Annotated in this window: 19 protein-coding genes; 9 read left to right on the top strand and 10 right to left on the bottom strand. The window is 72.1% G+C overall.

Annotated elements, in window-relative coordinates; translation table 11 throughout:
* Nucleotide 1 precedes the first annotated feature (1 nt).
* The 6 genes from Aau02nite_RS35720 to Aau02nite_RS35695 all read right to left on the bottom strand — a co-directional run bounded on the left by Aau02nite_RS35720 (nucleotide 2) and on the right by Aau02nite_RS35695 (nucleotide 4815).
* Nucleotides 2-466: a hypothetical protein gene (locus tag Aau02nite_RS35720; RefSeq protein WP_212993044.1), complete on the bottom strand. Its 465-nt coding sequence runs from the start codon at nucleotides 464-466 to the stop codon at nucleotides 2-4.
* An 80-nt stretch (nucleotides 467-546) separates the two neighbouring features.
* A complete protein-coding gene (locus Aau02nite_RS35715; RefSeq protein ID WP_212993043.1) occupies nucleotides 547-1284 on the bottom strand; it encodes an SDR family NAD(P)-dependent oxidoreductase in 738 nt (245 codons plus the stop codon).
* Nucleotides 1285-1326: 42 nt separating this feature from the next.
* Nucleotides 1327-2346 (bottom strand): zinc-dependent alcohol dehydrogenase, encoded by a 1020-nt coding sequence (locus tag Aau02nite_RS35710; RefSeq protein WP_212993042.1) that lies wholly within the window; start codon nucleotides 2344-2346, stop codon nucleotides 1327-1329.
* Entirely contained in the window at nucleotides 2346-3188 is an 843-nt protein-coding gene (locus Aau02nite_RS35705) for a fumarylacetoacetate hydrolase family protein (protein ID WP_212993041.1), read from the bottom strand. Before Aau02nite_RS35705 ends, Aau02nite_RS35710 begins: the two co-directional genes overlap by 1 nt.
* A complete protein-coding gene (locus tag Aau02nite_RS35700) occupies nucleotides 3185-4057 on the bottom strand; it encodes an SMP-30/gluconolactonase/LRE family protein (protein WP_212993040.1) in 873 nt (290 codons plus the stop codon). The genes Aau02nite_RS35705 and Aau02nite_RS35700 overlap by 4 nt, the downstream gene beginning before the upstream one ends.
* Entirely contained in the window at nucleotides 4054-4815 is a 762-nt protein-coding gene (locus Aau02nite_RS35695; protein ID WP_246595680.1) for an IclR family transcriptional regulator, read from the bottom strand. The genes Aau02nite_RS35700 and Aau02nite_RS35695 overlap by 4 nt, the downstream gene beginning before the upstream one ends.
* Before the next feature lie 59 nt (nucleotides 4816-4874).
* On the opposite strand from Aau02nite_RS35695, the gene Aau02nite_RS35690 reads away from it, so the two are divergent.
* Both Aau02nite_RS35690 and Aau02nite_RS35685 read left to right on the top strand, forming a co-directional pair.
* Nucleotides 4875-6593, top strand: a complete 1719-nt coding sequence (locus Aau02nite_RS35690; protein WP_212993038.1) for an IlvD/Edd family dehydratase — start codon at nucleotides 4875-4877, stop codon at nucleotides 6591-6593.
* A gap of 40 nt (nucleotides 6594-6633) precedes the next feature.
* Complete coding sequence (locus tag Aau02nite_RS35685) at nucleotides 6634-7374, top strand: maleylpyruvate isomerase family mycothiol-dependent enzyme (protein WP_212993037.1); 741 nt, start codon at nucleotides 6634-6636, stop codon at nucleotides 7372-7374.
* 3 nt (nucleotides 7375-7377) lie between these two features.
* Here Aau02nite_RS35685 and Aau02nite_RS35680 read toward each other — a convergent pair whose 3' ends face one another.
* Nucleotides 7378-8070, bottom strand: a complete 693-nt coding sequence (locus tag Aau02nite_RS35680; RefSeq protein WP_212993036.1) for a histidine phosphatase family protein — start codon at nucleotides 8068-8070, stop codon at nucleotides 7378-7380.
* Nucleotides 8071-8383: 313 nt separating this feature from the next.
* Between Aau02nite_RS35680 and Aau02nite_RS35675 the strand changes: the two genes are divergently transcribed.
* Nucleotides 8384-9085: a LysE family transporter gene (locus tag Aau02nite_RS35675; RefSeq protein ID WP_212993035.1), complete on the top strand. Its 702-nt coding sequence runs from the start codon at nucleotides 8384-8386 to the stop codon at nucleotides 9083-9085.
* A gap of 11 nt (nucleotides 9086-9096) precedes the next feature.
* On the opposite strand, the gene Aau02nite_RS35670 is transcribed toward Aau02nite_RS35675, so the two are convergent.
* Nucleotides 9097-9780, bottom strand: coding sequence for a DNA alkylation repair protein (locus tag Aau02nite_RS35670; RefSeq protein WP_212993034.1), 684 nt, complete (start codon nucleotides 9778-9780; stop codon nucleotides 9097-9099).
* Between the two features lie 31 nt (nucleotides 9781-9811).
* Here Aau02nite_RS35670 and Aau02nite_RS35665 point away from each other — a divergent pair, with 31 nt between their 5' ends.
* A complete protein-coding gene (locus Aau02nite_RS35665; RefSeq protein WP_212993033.1) occupies nucleotides 9812-10447 on the top strand; it encodes an acVLRF1 family peptidyl-tRNA hydrolase in 636 nt (211 codons plus the stop codon).
* 12 nt (nucleotides 10448-10459) lie between these two features.
* On the opposite strand, the gene ypfJ is transcribed toward Aau02nite_RS35665, so the two are convergent.
* Nucleotides 10460-11374: a KPN_02809 family neutral zinc metallopeptidase gene (gene ypfJ / locus Aau02nite_RS35660; protein WP_212993032.1), complete on the bottom strand. Its 915-nt coding sequence runs from the start codon at nucleotides 11372-11374 to the stop codon at nucleotides 10460-10462.
* A gap of 215 nt (nucleotides 11375-11589) precedes the next feature.
* Between ypfJ and Aau02nite_RS35655 the strand changes: the two genes are divergently transcribed.
* The 5 genes from Aau02nite_RS35655 to Aau02nite_RS35635 all read left to right on the top strand — a co-directional run bounded on the left by Aau02nite_RS35655 (nucleotide 11590) and on the right by Aau02nite_RS35635 (nucleotide 17385).
* Complete coding sequence (locus tag Aau02nite_RS35655; RefSeq protein ID WP_212993031.1) at nucleotides 11590-13194, top strand: ABC-F family ATP-binding cassette domain-containing protein; 1605 nt, start codon at nucleotides 11590-11592, stop codon at nucleotides 13192-13194.
* 488 nt (nucleotides 13195-13682) lie between these two features.
* A complete protein-coding gene (locus tag Aau02nite_RS35650; protein ID WP_015620263.1) occupies nucleotides 13683-13910 on the top strand; it encodes a helix-turn-helix domain-containing protein in 228 nt (75 codons plus the stop codon).
* Nucleotides 13907-14686, top strand: a complete 780-nt coding sequence (locus Aau02nite_RS35645) for an enoyl-CoA hydratase/isomerase family protein (RefSeq protein ID WP_212993030.1) — start codon at nucleotides 13907-13909, stop codon at nucleotides 14684-14686. The genes Aau02nite_RS35650 and Aau02nite_RS35645 overlap by 4 nt, the downstream gene beginning before the upstream one ends.
* Nucleotides 14687-14775: 89 nt before the next feature.
* Nucleotides 14776-16725, top strand: coding sequence for an ABC transporter ATP-binding protein (locus Aau02nite_RS35640; RefSeq protein WP_212993029.1), 1950 nt, complete (start codon nucleotides 14776-14778; stop codon nucleotides 16723-16725).
* A 156-nt stretch (nucleotides 16726-16881) separates the two neighbouring features.
* Nucleotides 16882-17385, top strand: a complete 504-nt coding sequence (locus Aau02nite_RS35635) for a GNAT family N-acetyltransferase (RefSeq protein ID WP_212993028.1) — start codon at nucleotides 16882-16884, stop codon at nucleotides 17383-17385.
* Between the two features lie 113 nt (nucleotides 17386-17498).
* Here the strand turns inward: Aau02nite_RS35635 and Aau02nite_RS35630 are convergent, their stop codons facing one another.
* Nucleotides 17499-18251, bottom strand: a complete 753-nt coding sequence (locus Aau02nite_RS35630) for an alpha/beta fold hydrolase (RefSeq protein ID WP_212993027.1) — start codon at nucleotides 18249-18251, stop codon at nucleotides 17499-17501.
* Nucleotides 18252-18284: the final 33 nt, after the last annotated feature.

Here is an 18284-nt window from a genome sequence, read left to right as displayed (position 1 = left end):
TTTACGCCGCCGGCGGCACCGACTTGTCGAAGAGCGTGCACCGGGCGGTGCCCCACCCGACGATGGCGCCGTAGGTGTCGAAGACGCCGACGGTCAGCTCCTCGGCGTAGTAGTACGGGTCGCTGGCGATCGTCGAGCGGACGAAGGCGGGATCGGACCAGGTGCCGTCGGCCGCCTGGGTGATCCGTCGTTCGGTGTCCCAGCCCGGACCGAGCAGTTCGCCGCGGAAGCGGGGATCGTGCTGCCCGTGCTGGACGGTCTGCACGTGGCGCAGGCCGATGCGCGCCGGGCGTCCGGCGCCGTCCGCGGCCCCGGCCTTCCCGTTGACGCCCGCGATGGCGATGGTCACCGTGCCCGCGGCCGGTCGCGTTGACCTCGCCGGAACTGGCTGGGCTGTGGTGGGTGCGACCAGCACTCCGGTGGTGGCCGGCACGACCAGGCCGGCAAGGGTGCGCAATCTCGACATGGGTCCCTCGGGTGATGTCGCCGACGATGCGCCGGACGCTGACAATGATCGACGCGCGCTGCTGTCCCCGGTGGACGGTCTCAGCTGGGCAGGCGTATCCCGGTCATGCCGCCGTCGACCGTCAGCAGCGTGCCCGTCGTCGCGGACGCCAGCGGACTCGCCAGATAGGCGATCGCGTGGGCTACCTCCGCTGCGGTGACGAGCCGCCCGGTCGGCTGCCGCCCGCGTAACGCCGCCGCGGCCGCCGCGGGATCCTCGGCGGCGTCCAGCAGCCGGCCCACCCACGGGGTGTCGGCCGTGCCGGGCACCACCGCGTTGACCCGCACCCCCTGCCGGACGTGATCGGCGGCCATGGCCAGGGTCAGCGAGGCCACCGCACCCTTGCTGGCCGAGTACAGCGCGCGCTGCGGCAGGCCGATCGGCGCCGCGATCGAGCACGTGTTGACGATCGCGCCGCTGGGCGAGGCGAGCAGGTACGGCAGCGCCGCCCGCGACATCCGCGCGATGCCGACCACGTTGATGTTCAGCACGTGGTGCCACTCGTCGTCGGTGTTCGCGGTGACGTCGCCGACCGCACCGATGCCGGCGTTGTTGATCAGGATGTCGATGCGGCCGAAGCGCTCGGCGACCGTGGCGACGGCCGCGTCGACCGACGCACTGTTGCCGACGTCACAGACCACCGACAGGTCGGCGTCCTGCGCGACCAGGTCCAGGCCGGCCACCCGGGCGCCGCGTTCGCGCAGCAGGGTGGCGGTCGCGGCCCCGATACCGCTGGCGGCGCCGGTGACTATCGCGGTGAGTCCGGCGAACTCAGTCATGGCTGGGCCTCCTTCGGCCGGGCGGTGATCCGGTGCTGCCGGTCATGACCGGGTTCGGGGATCAACGTGGATCTTGGGTCCGGCGCCCCAGCCGGGACGGCGCTCGCCGGCCAGCACGGCGGCCACGTCGTCGAGCCCGACCGTGGCGGCGACCAGCGGGCGCGGGTCGACCTCGCCCGAGGCGAACAGCTCCACCGTCCCGGCGAAGCCGCCCGAGGCGCTGAGCACGCCGACGGCGGTGACGTCCTTGAGCGCCAGCGTCCGCGAGTCGATCAGGCTGGGCTCGGCGGCGAGCCCGACGTAGACCACCCGCCGGCCCGGCTCGACCAGCTCGACGGCGAGGGCGGGCAGCTCCGGGCCGTTGGAGGCGTCGATGACCGCGTCCCAGGTCAGATCCGGCAGGGTCGCGGTGGTCCAGCCCTGCGGGAAGCCCACCGAGGCGGCGAAGGCCAGCGACTCCGCGCTGCGCCCGAGCAGGTGCACGTCGGCACCCTGGGCCAGGGCGATCTGGGCGGTCAGCAGGCCGATCGCGCCGGGGCCGAGAATCAGCAGCCGCCCGCCCGGCGGCAGCGCCGCCCCGCGAACCGCGCGCAGGGCGTTGCCGCCGGGCTCGACGAGCGCGCCGAGCGCCGCGTCGACCTGCTCCGGCAGGACCTGCAGAGCCTTCACCGGTACGGGCACCTGCTCGGCCAGCGCCCCGGGCCACCCGTTGCGCACGCCGATCTCGTACCGGTCGGCGCAGACGTGCTGGCGTCCGGACCGGCACCGCGCGCAGCGCCCGCAGCCCAGCATGGTGTCACCGGTGACCCGCCGCCCGAGCCACGTCTCGGCGACCCCCGGCCCGACGGCGCTGACCGTGCCGGACCATTCGTGGCCGATCCGCATCGGGTACTTCGCCTGGCCGGTGTGCAGGTACGACATCGCGCCGCTGAAGAACTCCATGTCGGTGCCGCAGACGCCGGCCCGTTCCACGTCCACCACGACCTCGCCGGGACCGGCCGCCGGCGGCTCGACCTCCTGGACCTCGGCGCGGCCCGGCCCGGTGATCACGAAGGCGCGCATCAGCGGGCGGCCACCACGGTCTGCCGCTGGCTGCCCAGTCCGTCGATGCCCAGCTCCATGACGTCGCCGGGGGCCAGCCAGACCGGCGGGTCGAAGCCCATGCCGACGCCGGGCGGGGTGCCGGTGTTGATCAGGTCGCCCGGCTCCAGCACCAGGAACTGGCTCAGGTAGCGCACGATCTCGTACGGGTCGAAGACCATCGTGGCGGTGCTGCCGGTCTGCCGCCGGACGCCGTTGACGTCCAGCCAGAGGCCCAGCGCGCTGACGTCCGCGATCTCGTCCGGGGTGACCAGCCACGGCCCGGCCGGGTTGAACGTCTCGGCGGACTTGCCCTTCGACCACTGCCCGCCGCGTTCCATCTGGAACGCCCGCTCGCTGATGTCGTTGCTGACCAGGTAACCGGCGATGGCCTCGCGGGCGGCGTCGTGGTCGTCGAGGTAGCCCGCCCGCCGGCCGATCACGATGCCCAGCTCGACCTCCCAGTCCAGCTTGGTCGACCCGCGCGGCTGCCGCACGTCGTCGTACGGCCCGACCAGCGTGTTGGGCGGCTTGGTGAACAGGATCGGCTCGGCCGGCACGGCCTGCCCGGTCTCGGCCGCGTGGTCGCGGTAGTTGAGCCCGATGCAGAGGATCTGGTGCGGGCGGGGGATCGGCGCGCCGACCCGTTCGCCGGCGAACCGGCGTACCTGGCCGGCGGTGATCCGCGCCTGGACGGCCTGCCGGAACTCCTGCGGCGCGGCGAAGAACAGCGCCTCCAGGTCGGCGGCGTCGACGTAGGTCTCCTCGTCGACGCGGACGACGGTGCGCTCGAGCCCGGCGTCGCCGAGGCGCATCAGTTTCATGTCTCTCCAGGGTTGGGTCCGGCCCAGGGGGTCACCGGCAGCCCGGTGATCCCGACGTCGGCGAGGAAGAGCCGGCCGGACAACGGGTACGCGGCCAGCTGCTCCGCGCTCAGGTGGGCGGTGGCGGTGGTGATCAGCAACCGGTCCAGCCCGGCGCCGACGAACGCGACGCTGGTGGTGTGCGGGGCCGGCACGGTGACGACCCCGGCCGGACGGGCGTCCGGGGTGTAGCGGCGCACCTCACCGGCGCCCCAGATCGCGATCCACAGGTGCCCGTCCGCGTCGGCGCACAGGCCGTCGGGCAGCCCGTCGGTGATCCGCAGCCACTCCCGGCGCGGCCCGGTGGCACCGGTGGCCGCGTCGTACGAGCGGACCCAGACGATGCCCGGGACGCTGTCGATGCTGTAGAGCAGGCTGCCGTCGGGGCTCCAGCACAGGCCGTTCGACAGGTTGAGGTCGTCGTCGAGCACGGTCAGCGAGCCGTCGCGCTCCAGGCGTACCAGGGTCTCCTCGCCCTCGGTGTCGCCCAGGGCGAGCGTGCCGACCAGGAAGGCGCCCGCCGGATCGCAGGCGCCGTCGTTCAGTCGGTGGCCTGAGCCGGCGGCGACGACCCGGGTCGGTGGCGTGGTGAGCAGTGTTTCCGCGCCCGCCACCAGCAGCTCCCCGGCCGCCGAGCAGACCACCGCGCCGACCGTGCGGTCCCGCTTGTCGGTGCCGGTGACGATCACCTGGTCGCCGTCGAACCGGCCCTCGTGCACCGAGCCCGCGTCGATGTCGACCCAGAGCAGCCGGTCGCGCGGGGCGTCCCACACCGGTCCCTCGCCGAGCAGGAAGCTCTGCGCGGAGGCGACCTCGGCGGTGCGGCTCATCGGGCCTCCACCGTCGCGCGGATGGCCCGGACCTCGGCGACCAGGGTCGCCAGCGGGGTGCGGGAGACCGGCGCGGAGACACTGACGGCACCGCTGGGCCGGGTCGGCGACGTGAGGAAGACGGGTACGGCGAGACAGACGATGCCCGGCTCGTTCTCCTGGTCGTCGACGGCGTACCCGTGGGCGCGGATGGTCCGCAGCTCGGCGGCGAGGGCCTCGGCGCTGGTGAGCGTGTGCGGCGTGCGCTGGGGCAGGGGCCGGTCGCCGACCCAGGCGGTGACCGCGGCGTCGTCGTCCGGGAGCGCGTACGCCAGCAGCAGCTTGCCGACCGCCGTGCTGTGCACCGGGTTGCGGCCGCCGACCGTGGAGCTCAGCCGCAGCGCCCCGGCGGCCGGGTCGACCTTGGCCCGGTAGACCACCGTGTGGCCGTCGAGCACCGCGTAGTGGGCGGTCTCGCCGTAGCGCTCGGTCAGCGCGGTCAGCACCGGGGCGATCCGCAGATGGTCGGGGCGGGCCTCGTGGTGAGCGAACGCCAGCCGCAGGAACTCGTCGCCGAGCACGTACCGGCCGTGGCCGTTGCGGGCGGCCAGGCCGAAGCGGCACAAGGAGGCCAGGGCCCGGTGCACAGTGGGCTTGGGGCTGGCCACCGCCCGGGTCAACTCCTCCAGCGAGGCGCCGTCGGCGTGGCCCGCCAGCTCGGTGAGAACGGCGAGCACCCGGTCCGTGCCGACCAAGGGGGGTGCGGTGTCGGGGGGCACTGGCGTACCGTACCGGATATTCCAGATAGGCACCCAGCGTTCCGATTATTGGAAGTTATATGCCTGAACTGCGCAGCGCCCAGTGGTACGCCGGCCAGGACCGCAACTCCTACATCCACCGCGCCTGGATGCGCCGGGGATCGCCGAACTCGGCCTTCGAAGGCCGCCGGCCCCAGATCGCCATCGCCAACACGGCCTCGGACCTGACCCCCTGCAACAGCCACCTCGACGAGGTCGCCGAGCACGTCAAGCGGGGGATCTGGGAGGCCGGCGGCGTCCCGCTCAACCTGCCCGTCGTGTCGATTGGCGAGACCCAGGTCCGCCCGACCGCGATGCTCTGGCGCAACATGGCCGCGATGGCGACCGAGGAGATGCTGCGGGCCAACCCGATCGACGGCGTGGTGCTGCTCGGCGGCTGCGACAAGACCATCCCGTCGCTGCTCATGGCCGCGGCGTCGGTCGACCTACCGGCCGTCGTGGTCCCGGGCGGGCCGATGCTCACCGGTACGTTCCGCGGCACCCCGCTGGGCTGCGGCACCGACGTGTGGCGGCTCTCCGAGGAGGTACGCGCGGGCACGCTGAGCCGGGCCGCCTTCCTCGAGTCCGAGTCGTCGATGATCCGTAGCCGCGGCCACTGCAACACCATGGGCACCGCCTCGACCATGGGGCTGCTCGCCGAGGCGCTCGGCACGGTGCTGCCCGGCACCGCGGGCACCCCGGCACCGGACAGCCGGCTGCTGGCCCGCTCGCACGAGACCGGTCGGCTGATCGTGGAGATGATCGCCGCGGATCGCCGGCCCAGCCGGCTGTTGACGGCCGGCTCGTTCCACAACGCGATCGTCGCGCTGGCCGCGCTGGGCGGCTCCACCAACGCCGTCGTGCACCTGCTGGCCATCGCCGGCCGGCTGGGCGTGCCGCTCACGCTGGCCGACTTCGACCGGATCGCCGCCGACGTACCGCTGCTGGTCGACCTGCAGCCCGCCGGCAAGTACCTGATGGAGGACCTGCACCGGGCCGGCGGCCTGGCCGCGGTGCTGCGTGAGGTGGCCGACCTGCTCGACCCGGACGCGATCGACGTGACCGGCCGGCCCTTCGTCGAGTCCCTGGCCGAGGCTCAGATCTGGGATCAGGACGTCATCCGCAGCCGCGACAAGCCGCTGCTGCCGCACGCCGGCATCGCCGTGCTGCACGGCAACCTGGCCCCCGCGGGCGCGATCATCAAGCCCGCCGCGGCCAGCCCGCACCTGCTGCGGCACCGCGGCCGGGCGCTGGTCTTCGACTCGGTGGAGGACTTCAACGCCCGCATCGACGCGCCGGACCTCGACGTCGACGCGGACTCCGTGCTGGTGCTGCGCGGCTGCGGGCCGCGCGGCTACCCGGGCATGCCCGAGGTGGCGAACATGCCGCTGCCGACCAAGCTGCTGCACCAGGGCGTGCGGGACATGGTCCGGGTCTGCGACGGGCGGATGAGCGGTACGGCGTACGGGACGGTCGTGCTGCACGTGGCCCCGGAGGCCGCCGCCGGGGGACCGCTGGACCGGGTCCGCGACGGCGACTGGATCATCCTCGACGTGGAGAACCGGCAGCTCTCGGTGGACATACCGGACGAGGAACTGGCCGCGCGCGAGCCGTCCGCCGCCCTGCTGGCCGCGCTGGCCCGTCCCGACCGCGGCTGGCAGAAGTTGTACGTGGACACCGTCCTGGGCGCCGAAGTGGGCGCCGACCTGGACTTCCTCGTCGGCTCCAGCGGCGACGAGGTGAGCCGGGAATCGCATTGAGCCCAAAGATGTCGCAGGCCGGTGGTAGACCATCGGGATGATGCAGTTGCTGCCCTTCCCCGAACTGCTGGACCTGATCGCCGAGCGCTCGGCCGCCCTCCGCCAGGCGGTGGCCACGGGCGACACCCAGGCCCCCGTGCCCGGCTGCCCCGACTGGTCCCTGCGGGACTTGGTGGCTCACCTGGGCTCCGTCCAACGTTTCTGGGCCGAGGTCATCGCGGCCGGCCCGGCCGACAGCGCACCCGAGTTCGTCACCGGCGACCCCACCGGTGACCTGGTCGAGTGGTCGGCCGAGTCGACCCGGGTGCTGATCGACGCGCTGCGGGTGGCCGGCCCGGACCGCGACTGCTGGACGTGGTGGGGCGCCTCAGAAGCGCCGATGACCTCCAGTGCGGTGGCCCGCCACCAGGTCCAGGAAGCAGCGGTGCACGCCTGGGACGCCCAGGAGACCGTCGGCAAGCCGGAGCCGATCCCGGCCGGGGTCGCGGTCGACACGATCGACGAGCTGCTGGTGGTCACGCTGGGCTCGATCGGCGCCTGGCCGCACCGCCCGTCCCGGATCGCGCTGTCGGCGGTGGAGGGCCCGACCTGGCTGGTCGACCTCACCCCGTCCGGGGCCAAGTCCGGCCCGGCGGCCAGCGGCGAGCCGCTCGCGACGATGCGCGGCTCGGCCAGCGACCTGGTGCTCGCGGTCTACAAGCGGATCCCGCTGGAGAGCATCGAGGTCGACGGCGACCGCGAGGCCGTCGAGGAGTTCCTGGCCTGGACCGACACGGAGTAGGGGTCAGGGCCGGAGGTGGTCGACCGTGTTGTAGCGGTCCAGCACGAGACGGCCCGACGACTCCCGGAAGCTGGTGATCGAGGCGTTGCCGATCGGGCCGTGCTCCGCCACGATCCCCGGCAGCGCCGCGAGCTCTAGGCCCTCGATGACGAAGCGCATCATCAGCACCACCGAGTCGTGCGCCACCACCACGACCCGCCGGCCGGCCTGCTTGCCGTTCAGGTCGTCGAGAAATGAGGTGAGCCGGTCGGCGATGTCACTGAAGGTCTCGCCGCCCGGTGGGCGGTAGGCGTACTCACCGGCCTGCTCGAAGCGGGCCGGCTCGTCCGGGAAACGCTGCCGGATCGCGGCGTCGGTCAGCAACTCCAGCTCCCCGGTCAGCCGGTCCACGAGCCGGTCGTCGGTGCCCGGCGCCGGCAGCGACAGCCCGGAGGTCTCGGCGGCGATCCGCCACGTCTCCCGCGCCCGCAGGTACGGCGACGTGATCACCACCTCGGGCAGCCCACCGGGGGCCGGCGTGGCCAGCCACCGCCCGACCGCGCGCGCCTGCTCCACCCCGAGCTCGGTCAGCTCCACATCGGTGTCCCGGCCACTCAGGCCGGATTCCAGCAGTCCCCGCTGGTTGGCGAGCGGGAAGGCGACGTTCGCCGCGCTCTGCCCGTGCCGGATCAGGATCAGCTCCGCGACCACACCCATCTCCGGACCCTAACGTGTCCGCATCCGCCGCAGCGGCCCGCCCGAAACGCGCCGGCGTACACGGCGGCCGGCGCATCCCGGCGGGCTGAGCGTATGGCGGGCTGAGCGCATAGCGGCCGGCGCATCCCGGTGGCCGGCGCGTCTCGGCGGCCGGCGCATCCCGGCAAAATCGGTGGCCTCCGCCGCGGCGCCGCGGCCATCATGGCGGCGTGAAGAAGCCGAGCCCGCACCCGACCCTGTCTGCCGCCGCGCCCGGCCGGGCCACGCGACAGCAGCGCGTCGCCGCCGGCCCGGCCACGCACCCACCCGCGCCATGACCGCGGCGTTCCTGGCCGGCGCGATCGCCGGCTACGGCGTCGCCGTGCCCGTCGGTGCCATCGCGGTCCTGATCGCCGGCCTGACCGCCCGCACCTCTCTGCGGGTCGGTGCGGCAGCTGGGCTGGGCGCGGCCACCGCCGACGGGGTGTATGCGCTGATCGCGGTGCTGGGCGGGGCGGCGCTGGCGGCGGCGATCACGCCGATCGCGACGCCGCTGCGCTGGGTCGCAGCGGTGGTCCTGCTGCTCCTGGCGGCCCACACCGCCTGGTCGGCCCTGCGCAAGCGCGCGGCCGGGTCTGACCCGGCGCGATTCGGGCCGGATGCGGCGGGACGAGCCGCAGGGCCGGGCGCGGACCGGGAGGGTGTGGACCCGGGTGCTGCCGCGCTGCGCGGGCCTCCGCCAGTTGCATCGGACACCACCACGGCCGGCCGTGCGTACCTCGGTGTGCTCGGGCTGACCCTGCTCAACCCCGCCACCATCGTCTACTTCGCCGCGCTGGTCATGGGGCGCGGCGGCACGGGCGGCGGGGTGTGGTTCGTGCTCGGCGCCTTTGTCGCCTCGGCGAGCTGGCAACTGCTCATCGCCGGCGGTGGTGCCCTGGTCGGCCGCCTGCTCACCGGCGACCGCGGCCGCCTGATCACCGCCATGGTCTCCAGCGTCGTGATCGCCGTGCTCGCCGTCGGCCTGGTCACCTGACCGCCGAGGCGTCACAGATGCTTGGTGGCCTCGCGCACCGACAGCGGCGACAGCCGGTCCTGGTGATCGGCCACGTAGCGCTGCACCGCCGCCGGATCGGTACGGGCGTACTGCCGCAGCGCCCAGCCGATCGCCTTGCGGACGAAGAAGTCGCGGTGGCCCGCCTGCCGGGTGCAGTAGCCGAACAGGCGGTCCACGTCCGTGTCCGCGCCGTAGTGCAGCTGGTGCAGGATCGCCGTACGGATAAGCCACATGTCCCGCTCGGCCGACCAGGCGTCCATCTCCGCGCGGAGCTCGGGGTGCCGGCGCACCAGCCCGCCCACGACCCGGGTGGCCAGCGGGTCGATCGTGTCCCACCACGATTTGGTCGTGATCAGGGTGCGCAGGGTGACCAGGAAGCCGGGCCCGGGCACCGCCACGTGCCGGCGCAGCCAGTCGCACGCGAAATACTGATACTCCCGTTCGTCCAGCTCCCAGCACGCCAGCGCCACCGCGTGCAGGTCGCCCTCGGCCGGCGCGGGCAGCCCGGCGACCACCGTGCGGGCCAGCGCCCGCTGCGTCGGCGCCGGGATGCCCAGGAACGCGAACTGGTCGCGCATGTACGCCGCGGCCTGCCCGGCGCGTTCCGGGTCCCGGACTGCTCCGTAGCTGCGTACCAGCCGGTCCAGCAGTTCCTCCGCGGGCGGTCGGGTCATGCCGGGATCATCCCACCGTAGGGTGGCAGGCATGAGCGCGAAACCGGCGGCAGGCGGCGGACGGTGGGTGGATGTCGCCCCCGAGCGGCTGGCCCGCTGGCTGGAGAACTTCGCCGGCCGGCACGGGCCGTGGACGGCCGACGGGCTGGTGCTGACCGCCGAGGACGGCGCGACCGCCGAGCTGGCGCCGCCGCCCGGGGCGCCGGAGACGAAGGACGTGGCGGAGCTGGGCCGGGTGGCGGGGGAGCCGCGACGGATCGGTCTGCTGCTGGCCCGCAAGGGCGCCGTGGCGGTCGGAGTGGCCGAGGGCACCAAGCTGGTCGTGTCCAAGGTCGACACCCACTACGTGCAGGGCCGCACGGCAGCGGGCGGCTGGTCCCAGCAGCGCTTCGCCCGCCGGCGGGACAACCAGGCCAAGGCGGCGGCCGCGGACGGCGCCGGCATCGCGGCCCGCTTGCTCCTTCCGGAGGTACGCACCTTGAGCGCCCTGGTCACCGGCGGCGACCACACGGCGGTGGACACGATTCTGGCCGCCGTACCGCTGCGACCCCTCGCCGCGCTGCGCAGCGACCGCTTCCTCGAGGTCCCGGAGCCCCGCAAGACCGTCCTGCAGGACGCGATAGCCCAGGCCCGAGCCATCCGCATCCTGGTCCGGGACCCGGTCTGAGGCTGCCGTCCGTTACTTGACCGCGCCCGCGGCGAACGTGTCGCAGCTCTTCGGGGAGCCGGTGTCGAATCCGCGCTTGAACCACTCCTGCCGCTGGGCGCTGGTGCCGTGGGTGAACTCCGCCGGGTTCACCTGGCCGCCGCTGCGCTGCTGAAGGTAGTCGTCACCGATCTTGGCCGCGGTGTCCAGGCCCTCCTGGATGTCCTGCTCGGTGATGCTGGTGAAGATCTTCTGGCCGGAGGCGTCGTCCGTGCCGGTTGCGTTCTTCGCCCAGGCGCCCGCGTAGCAGTCCGCCTGCAGCTCCAGCTTCACCGACTGCTCGTTCGCCCCGGTGGGGTTGCGCTCCTGCTCACGGCGCATCGCGCCCTCGGTGCCGAGCAGGTCCTGCACGTGGTGGCCGTACTCGTGGGCCAGCACGTAGGGCTGGGCGAACTCGCCCGGCGCACCCAGCTGCTTGCCCAGCACGTCGTAGAAAGTGAGGTCGATGTAAACCTGGTCGTCGGCCGGGCAGTAGAACGGGCCGACGCCCGAGTCGGCGCTGCCGCACTTGGTGCTGACCCGCTGCGAGAAGATCACCGTCTTGGCCGGCTTGTACTGCTCGCCGAAGTTGGCCGGCAGCGCGTCGACCCAGTAGTCCTGGATCGAGTTCACGAAGAGGACGTTGCGGCAGGTCAGTTGCTTGGTCGCCTGCTCCTGGGAGCACTCCTGGGCCAGCGAGGTGTTGTCGCCGGTCTGGGCGGCGCCGTCACCGCCGAGGCTGTTGATGCCGAAGTAGCCGCCGACCAGGGCGAGCAGGACCGTGACGACGATGCCGGTGAGACCTCCGCCACCGATGGGCAGGCCACCGAGGCCACCGCCACCGCCGCCGGAGGAACGCCGGTCATCGATCTGACTGGTGTCGATCCTGGCGTTCTCATTGAGTTCCATCGCATCCTCGCTCGTGCCGCAGCCTCGTGTGGCGCTCTCGTACCCGGTCGCCCGGTGCACTAATCGGTTGGGAGGTCCGAGCGGACGCCCGGTACAATTGCCGGGTGCTGCTCTGCGAAGGCTGACCTGCCCCGCGCCGACCGCGATCGTCCATGATCCCGGCGGCGCTTCCGTGTGCCCGAGCCAGCCTTACTTCGAGAGCGAGACGCCTCCTCATGATTACCGCCACCGGACTCGAACTGCGCGCCGGCTCCCGGATCCTCATCTCCCCGACGACGCTGCGGGTGCAGCCCGGCGACCGGATCGGCCTGGTCGGCCGCAACGGCGCCGGCAAGACCACGACGCTGAAGGTCCTGGCCGGCGAGGGCACCCCGTACGCGGGTGAGGTGACCCGCACGAGCGAGGTCGGCTACCTACCGCAGGACCCGCGCACCGGCGACCTGAACGTCACCGCCCGCGACCGCGTGCTGTCCGCTCGCGGCCTGGATGTCCTGTTGTCGCAGATGCAGAAGCTCGAGGTCGAGCTCGAGGAGAGCGCCGACGAGAAGCTGATCCGCCGCTACGGCCAGCTGGAGGACCAGTTCGCCAGCCTGGGCGGGTACGCCGCCGAGGCCGAGGCCGCCCGGATCTGCTCCAACCTGGGCCTGCCCGACCGTGCGCTGGCCCAGACGATCGGCACGCTGTCCGGCGGTCAGCGTCGGCGCATCGAGCTGGCCCGCATCCTGTTCCAGAATTCCGGCCAGAACGGCAAGGGCATCCTGCTGCTCGACGAGCCCACCAACCACCTGGACCAGGACTCGATCACCTGGCTGCGCGGCTACATCGCCAACCACAAGGGCGGCCTGATCGTGATCAGCCACGACGTCGACCTGCTGGAGGCCGTGGTCAACCGGGTCTGGTACCTGGACGCCAACCGCGCCGAGGTCGACATGTACAACGTCGGCTGGAAGACGTACCTGACCCAGCGCGAGACCGATGAGCGCCGCCGCCGCCGCGAGCGGGCCAACGCGGAGAAGAAGGCCGGCGCCCTGCTGGCGCAGGCCGACAAGATGCGGGCGAAGGCCACCAAGACCGTCGCGGCGCAGAACATGGCCAAGCGCGCCAACAAGCTGCTCGACGGCCTGGAGGACGTGCGCACCTCGGACAAGGTGGCCAAGGTCCGCTTCCCGAGCCCGGCGCCCTGCGGCAAGACGCCGCTGACCGCGCACGGCCTGTCCAAGTCCTACGGCTCGCTGGAGATCTTCGCCGACGTGGACGTGGCGGTGGACCGCGGTTCCCGGGTCGCCATCCTCGGCCTCAACGGCGCGGGCAAGACCACCCTGCTGCGGATCCTCGGCGGGCACCTGCAGTCCGACACCGGTGAGGTACGGGCCGGGCACGGGCTGCGGCTGGGTTACTACGCCCAGGAGCACGAGACGCTGGACGTGGACCGCACGATCCTGGAGCACATGCGCAGCGCCGGGGCCGAGCAGACCGACACCGAGCTCCGGAAGATCCTGGGTGCGTTCCTCTTCTCGGGTGACGACGTCGACAAGCCGGCCGGGGTGCTCTCCGGCGGGGAGAAGACCCGGCTGGCGCTGGCCACCCTGGTCTGCTCGGGCGCCAACGTGCTGCTGCTGGACGAGCCGACGAACAACCTCGACCCGGTCAGCCGCGAGCAGGTGCTGGACGCCATCGCCAACTATCCGGGCGCGATCGTGCTGGTCACCCACGATGCCGGGGCCGTGCAGGCGCTGAAGCCGGACCGGGCCATCCTGCTGCCCGACGGCGACGAGGACGCGTGGAGCGACGATCTGCTGGAGCTCGTCGAGCTGGCATGATCGCCGTCGCTTGATCGAGGATCAACGGCATCGTCGGTTGTCAACTGGTGCCCACACAGACAGTGCGACTCCTGCCCGGCTCCGGTCATCGCTCGACCGGCTCCGGGCACCCTCCGCCGGGGACCCGCTGCCCGTTCGGGCGGCCATCCACATCTCTTCGTGCATGCTCCGTCGACGCTGCGTGACATCGTTGTCCGTCCACCATGTAGTTGATGTTTGTGCAGCTCAGCGGGTGGTCTTGGGGCGATGTCGGGCGGCCCGGCACCCTCGCGGCGGGTCGTCGGCAAACGCTCTCCGGGGTCCGATTCCCGACCCGATCCGGCCCCCGGCGCAACGGTCTGACATTGATGCGCATGGTCACCGTCGGGTTCCTGACAGTGGTAATTGGGCACGTTGGCTAAGCCGAGATACCTAGCGCATGATCGTTGGAGGCGGTCTAATAGGTGGGACCGTATCGAACCGCACAGTCTGGGACGTGAGGATTCAACATGGCAGCCACCGGCACAGCCACCAGCACTGAGAAGGGTCGTCGAATCGTCGGGAGCGAGCGACAGACGCTCGCCAAAGACCTGGTGAAGCGATACACCTCCGGCGAGAGCATTCGCGCGTTGGCCGCCTCCACCGGGCGGTCCTACGGATTCGTGCACCGGGTGCTCACCGAGTCGGGTGTCCAGCTTCGCCAGCGCGGCGGCGCCCGTCGTCGCAAGAAGGCGTGACGACCAGCGCATCACCCGGGACCGAAGCAGGCGTTCGGTATGACCAGGACGGGCCGGTCGCGACGGTGACGTTGTGCCGGCCCGATGTGCTCAATGCACAGACACCGGCCATGTGGTCCGAGCTCACCGACATTTCCCGGAAAATGCCGGGAGACGTGCGAGTCGTCATTGTCCGCGGCGAAGGGCGTGCCTTTTCCGCCGGACTCGACTTGTCGGTTGCCCGGGGCGGCGGCGATTCTTCGTTGCCGGAACTGGCCGCGTTGTCCCCGCAAGAGTGCGCGGAACGGATTGCCGGCTTCCAGGAAGCGTTCACCTGGTTACGCCGGCCCTCGCTGGTCACCATCGCCGCCGTGCAGGGCCACGCGATCGGGGCCGGATTTCAGCTCGCGCTCAACTGCGACTTGCGGATCCTGGCCGACGACGCCCGTTTCTCGATGGCCGAAGTCACCCTCGGCCTGGTGCCGGATCTGGGCGGCACCAAACGACTGACCGAGCTCGTCGGGCCGTCCCGCGCGCTGGAGATCTGCGTCACCGGCCGGCGCATCTCGGCGCAGGAGGCGGACCGGATCGGCCTGGCCACTGCCGTCGTGCCCGGGGCCGACCTCTCCGGAGCGGTGTCGGACCTGGCTGCGGCCGTGCTGGCCGCCGACCAGGGCGCCGTCGCAGAGATCAAGGCCCTGCTGGCCGGGGCGACCGACCGTTCGTACGCCGAGCAGGACCGGGCCGAGCGGGAGGCGCAGACCCGCCGCCTGCGCGATCTCCTGGGTGCCGAGTAAGGACCGTTCCGGAAGAAACCGGTTACCTCTCGGGTTGTCATACCCAGCGGGCAGACTGTGCCCTGCCACAGACGCCCGGGAGGTGACGCATGGGTCCGAACTCCAGCGGCTCCAGTTGGATGATGCTGCGCTCGATCCAGAATTCCGAGCGCGTCTCGAAGCATCAGCTCAGCCGGGGGACGACCAAGCGCATCCTGCGCTTCGCCCGGCCCTACCGGCGCGACATCATCGTCTTCCTCATCACCGTGGTCTTCGCCGCGGGCATCGGCGTCGCCACCCCGGTGCTGGCCGGTCACGTGATCAACGCCATCACCGCCGGGGGCGCCGACGCCGCCGCGACGGTGGTCAAGCTCGCCTTCATGATCGCCGGGCTGGCCGTCGTCGACGCGTTCCTGTCCCTGGCCCAGCGGTGGTATTCCGCCCGCATCGGCGAGGGCATCATCCTCGACCTGCGCACCAAGGTGTACGACCACGTCCAGCGCATGCCGCTGCAGTTCTTCACCCGCACGCAGACCGGCGCGCTGGTCAGCCGGCTCAACAACGACGTCACCGGCGCCCAGCGGGCGTTCACCTCCACCCTGTCCGGTGTGGTCAGCAACGTGATCCAGCTCGTGCTGACCGCCGCCGTGATGTTCAGCCTCTCCTGGCAGATCACCGCGCTGTCGCTGGTGATGCTGCCGGTCTTCATCATCCCCGCGCGCCGGGTCGGCAAGAAGCTCGCCGAGATCACCCGCGAGTCGTACAACCTGGACGCGAAGATGAACGCCACCATGACCGAGCGCTTCAACGTCTCCGGCGCCCTGCTGGTCAAGCTCTTCGGCCGTCCCGACGCCGAGGCCGCGCGCTTCGGCGAGCGCGCCCAGCGGGTCCGCGACATCGGCGTGCAGCAGGCCATGTTCTCCCGCACCTTCTTCGTCGCCATGCTGCTGGTCGCCTCGCTGGCCCAGGCCCTGACCTACGGGCTCGGCGGCTGGCTCGCGGTCACCGGCAGCGTCACCGCCGGCACCGTGGTCACCCTGGCGTTGCTGCTGACCCGGCTCTACGGCCCGCTCACCGCGCTGAGCAACGTGCGGGTCGACGTGATGAGCGCGCTGGTCTCCTTCGACCGGGTCTTCGAGGTCCTCGACCTGAAGCCGGGCATCGAGGAGAAGCCGGACGCCGTCGCCATCCCGCCGGGCTCCGGCCGGCTGGAGTTCCGCGACGTGCACTTCCGCTACCCGAGCGCCGACGAGGTCTCCCTGGCGACGCTGGAGGACGTGGTCGCCCTCGACCGTACGGAGAACGCGCCGGTGCTGCGCGGCGTCGACTTCGTCGTCGAGCCCGGCCAGATGGTCGCCCTGGTGGGCCCGTCCGGCGCCGGCAAGTCCACCACGTCGATGCTGGTCTCCCGGGTCTACGACGTGACCGAGGGCGCGGTCCGCGTCGGCGGTGTCGACGTGCGCGACGCCACCCTGGAGTCGCTGCGCGACACCATCGGCGTCGTCACCCAGGACTCCCACCTGTTCCACGAGACGATCGCGGAGAACCTGCGCTACGCCCGGCCGGAGGCGACCGAGGAGGACATGTGGGAGGCCCTGCGCGGCGCCCAGGTCGCCGAGCTGGTCCGCTCACTGCCCGAGGGCCTGGACACGGTCGTCGGCGAACGCGGCTACCGCTTCTCCGGCGGGGAGAAGCAGCGCATCGCAATCGCCCGCCTGCTGCTCAAGCACCCGTCGATCGTGATCCTGGACGAAGCGACAGCCCACCTGGACAGCGAGTCCGAAGCCGCCGTGCAGCGAGCTCTGACCGTTGCCCTGGAAGGCCGGACGGCGCTGGTCATCGCGCACCGCCTGTCCACGGTCCGCGACGCCGACCAGATCCTGGTCCTGGACGACGGCCGCATCGTGGAACGTGGCAAGCACAGCGAGCTGGTCGCCGCGGGCGGTCTGTACGCGGAGCTGTACCGCACCCAGTTCGCGGTGGGCGACAGCCCGGCGCTGCCGTACGCGGAGGAGACCGAGCAGGTCATCGTGCAGGTCCCACACCCGATCGAGCCCTGAGCGCGCGGGCTCGCTTCAAGCGGGGGCTCGCTTTGGGTTCGCGTGCTCGTTTCGAGCGCCGGAGCTCGCCTGGAGTGCCGGGCCGGGCCCTGAGCACCCGGTTGGGACCTGGGAATTAAGCTGCGGTACCCGGCCGGGCTGTGACAGAACGATCCGATGGACCTACGCCCGGCCGGCCCGCCGGATGCCGCCCCGATCGCCGAGTTGCACGCCGCGAGCTGGCGGAGGCACTACCGGGGAGCCTTCGCCGACTCCTATCTCGACGGCGACGTCGTCACCGAACGCCGGACGGTGTGGTCGTCACGGCTGGCCGCTCCCGGAGCCGGCCTGACGCTGCTGGCGGAGGCCGGGGACGAGCTGATCGGCTTCCTCCACATCGTGATCGACCACGACGAACAATGGGGAAGCTTCATCGACAACCTGCACGTGCGCCACGGCCATCAACGCGCCGGGGTGGGCCGAGCACTGATGGCCCAGGCGGCGGAGGCTGTCGATCACCGTGCTCGCTATCTGTGGGTGCTGGAGCAGAACGTCACAGCCCAGGGTTTTTACCGGGCGCTCGGCGGACGGTGCGTGGAGAAGGCCGTGGTGTCGCCGCCCGGTGGAGTGGCGGGCCGATTGCACGGCACCCCGCACAAGCTCCGCTTCGTCTGGCCGTGACCTTCGACTGACGGTGACCCGCTGCCGCCCGCAGCAGGGTGGTTCGCCGGAGCCCCTACCCTCGCCGCCGAGATCCGATCGCCGCCCGCGCCGGGTCGCCCCGCGGCCATGGGTCAGGAGGCGCGCAGGAAGTTGATCAGCAGCGGGTTCACCACGTCGGGGCGTTCCAGGCTCGGCAGGTGGCCGGCCCAGTCCAGCTCGACATGGCCGGCCCCGGGGATCCGCTTCGCCAGCTCGGCCGACGTCTCCCGGAAGTCGATCACGTCGTGGGCGCCCGAGACGAGCAGCGTCCGGGCGGTGATGGCCGCGACCTCCGGCTCGGTGGCCGGCTGTGGGAACTCCTCAACCGCCGCCAGCTGCACCTCGAAGGCGTGACGCTGCATCTCGCGTACCTTGTCGCGGGTTGCCCGGTCCGCGGCCGGACCGACCCACATTTCCACATTGAGCTCGGTGGCCGCGGCCACGTCCCCGGCCTCCAGCAGCGCATCCTCGCGCGCACCGAAGGCCCGCACTACGGCGCTGTCCTCATGCCCCCACCACGCGGTGCAGAGCAGCGCCAGGGCGGTCACCCGCTCCGGCCGGCCGGCGGCGATCTCCAGCGCCACGCGGCCCCCGCCGGACGCCCCGATCACCGCCGCCTGCTGCGTGCCGAGCGAGTCCATCAGTTCGACGACGTCGTCGGCGTCGCTGTGGGGCCGGTCCGGGACCGGCGAGTCGCCGTACCCCCGGAAGTCGGCCCGGACCACCCGGTAGCCGGCCCCGACCAGCGCCGGGACCTGCGGGTCCCACATGCGCCGGTCGCACACCGTCGAATGCAGCAGGACCACCGTGGGGCCGTCGCCGGCCACGTCATGGGAGAGAGTCATCGGCGTCACCCTAGGCCGCCGGCCCGGCCGGCA

It is taken from the genome of Actinoplanes auranticolor, from assembly GCF_018332655.1.
Taxonomy (GTDB): Bacteria; Actinomycetota; Actinomycetes; order Mycobacteriales; family Micromonosporaceae; genus Actinoplanes; species Actinoplanes auranticolor.
Note: the sequence above shows the minus strand (reverse complement) of the source record. Positions and strands in the feature narration are given on the sequence as shown.

What these genes read in the sequence shown, in the direction of transcription:
- Aau02nite_RS35720 (WP_212993044.1), bottom strand. Translation starts at nt 466, where the DNA reads ATGTCGAGATTGCGCACCCTTGCCGGCCTGGTCGTGCCGGCCACCACC.
- Aau02nite_RS35715 (WP_212993043.1), bottom strand. Translation starts at nt 1,284, where the DNA reads ATGACTGAGTTCGCCGGACTCACCGCGATAGTCACCGGCGCCGCCAGC.
- Aau02nite_RS35710 (WP_212993042.1), bottom strand. Translation starts at nt 2,346, where the DNA reads ATGCGCGCCTTCGTGATCACCGGGCCGGGCCGCGCCGAGGTCCAGGAG.
- Aau02nite_RS35705 (WP_212993041.1), bottom strand. Translation starts at nt 3,188, where the DNA reads ATGAAACTGATGCGCCTCGGCGACGCCGGGCTCGAGCGCACCGTCGTC.
- Aau02nite_RS35700 (WP_212993040.1), bottom strand. Translation starts at nt 4,057, where the DNA reads ATGAGCCGCACCGCCGAGGTCGCCTCCGCGCAGAGCTTCCTGCTCGGC.
- Aau02nite_RS35690 (WP_212993038.1), top strand. Translation starts at nt 4,875, where the DNA reads ATGCCTGAACTGCGCAGCGCCCAGTGGTACGCCGGCCAGGACCGCAAC.
- Aau02nite_RS35685 (WP_212993037.1), top strand. Translation starts at nt 6,634, where the DNA reads ATGCAGTTGCTGCCCTTCCCCGAACTGCTGGACCTGATCGCCGAGCGC.
- Aau02nite_RS35680 (WP_212993036.1), bottom strand. Translation starts at nt 8,070, where the DNA reads ATGGGTGTGGTCGCGGAGCTGATCCTGATCCGGCACGGGCAGAGCGCG.
- Aau02nite_RS35675 (WP_212993035.1), top strand. Translation starts at nt 8,384, where the DNA reads ATGACCGCGGCGTTCCTGGCCGGCGCGATCGCCGGCTACGGCGTCGCC.
- Aau02nite_RS35670 (WP_212993034.1), bottom strand. Translation starts at nt 9,780, where the DNA reads ATGACCCGACCGCCCGCGGAGGAACTGCTGGACCGGCTGGTACGCAGC.
- Aau02nite_RS35665 (WP_212993033.1), top strand. Translation starts at nt 9,812, where the DNA reads ATGAGCGCGAAACCGGCGGCAGGCGGCGGACGGTGGGTGGATGTCGCC.
- ypfJ (WP_212993032.1), bottom strand. Translation starts at nt 11,374, where the DNA reads ATGGAACTCAATGAGAACGCCAGGATCGACACCAGTCAGATCGATGAC.
- Aau02nite_RS35655 (WP_212993031.1), top strand. Translation starts at nt 11,590, where the DNA reads ATGATTACCGCCACCGGACTCGAACTGCGCGCCGGCTCCCGGATCCTC.
- Aau02nite_RS35650 (WP_015620263.1), top strand. Translation starts at nt 13,683, where the DNA reads ATGGCAGCCACCGGCACAGCCACCAGCACTGAGAAGGGTCGTCGAATC.
- Aau02nite_RS35640 (WP_212993029.1), top strand. Translation starts at nt 14,776, where the DNA reads ATGGGTCCGAACTCCAGCGGCTCCAGTTGGATGATGCTGCGCTCGATC.
- Aau02nite_RS35635 (WP_212993028.1), top strand. Translation starts at nt 16,882, where the DNA reads ATGGACCTACGCCCGGCCGGCCCGCCGGATGCCGCCCCGATCGCCGAG.
- Aau02nite_RS35630 (WP_212993027.1), bottom strand. Translation starts at nt 18,251, where the DNA reads ATGACTCTCTCCCATGACGTGGCCGGCGACGGCCCCACGGTGGTCCTG.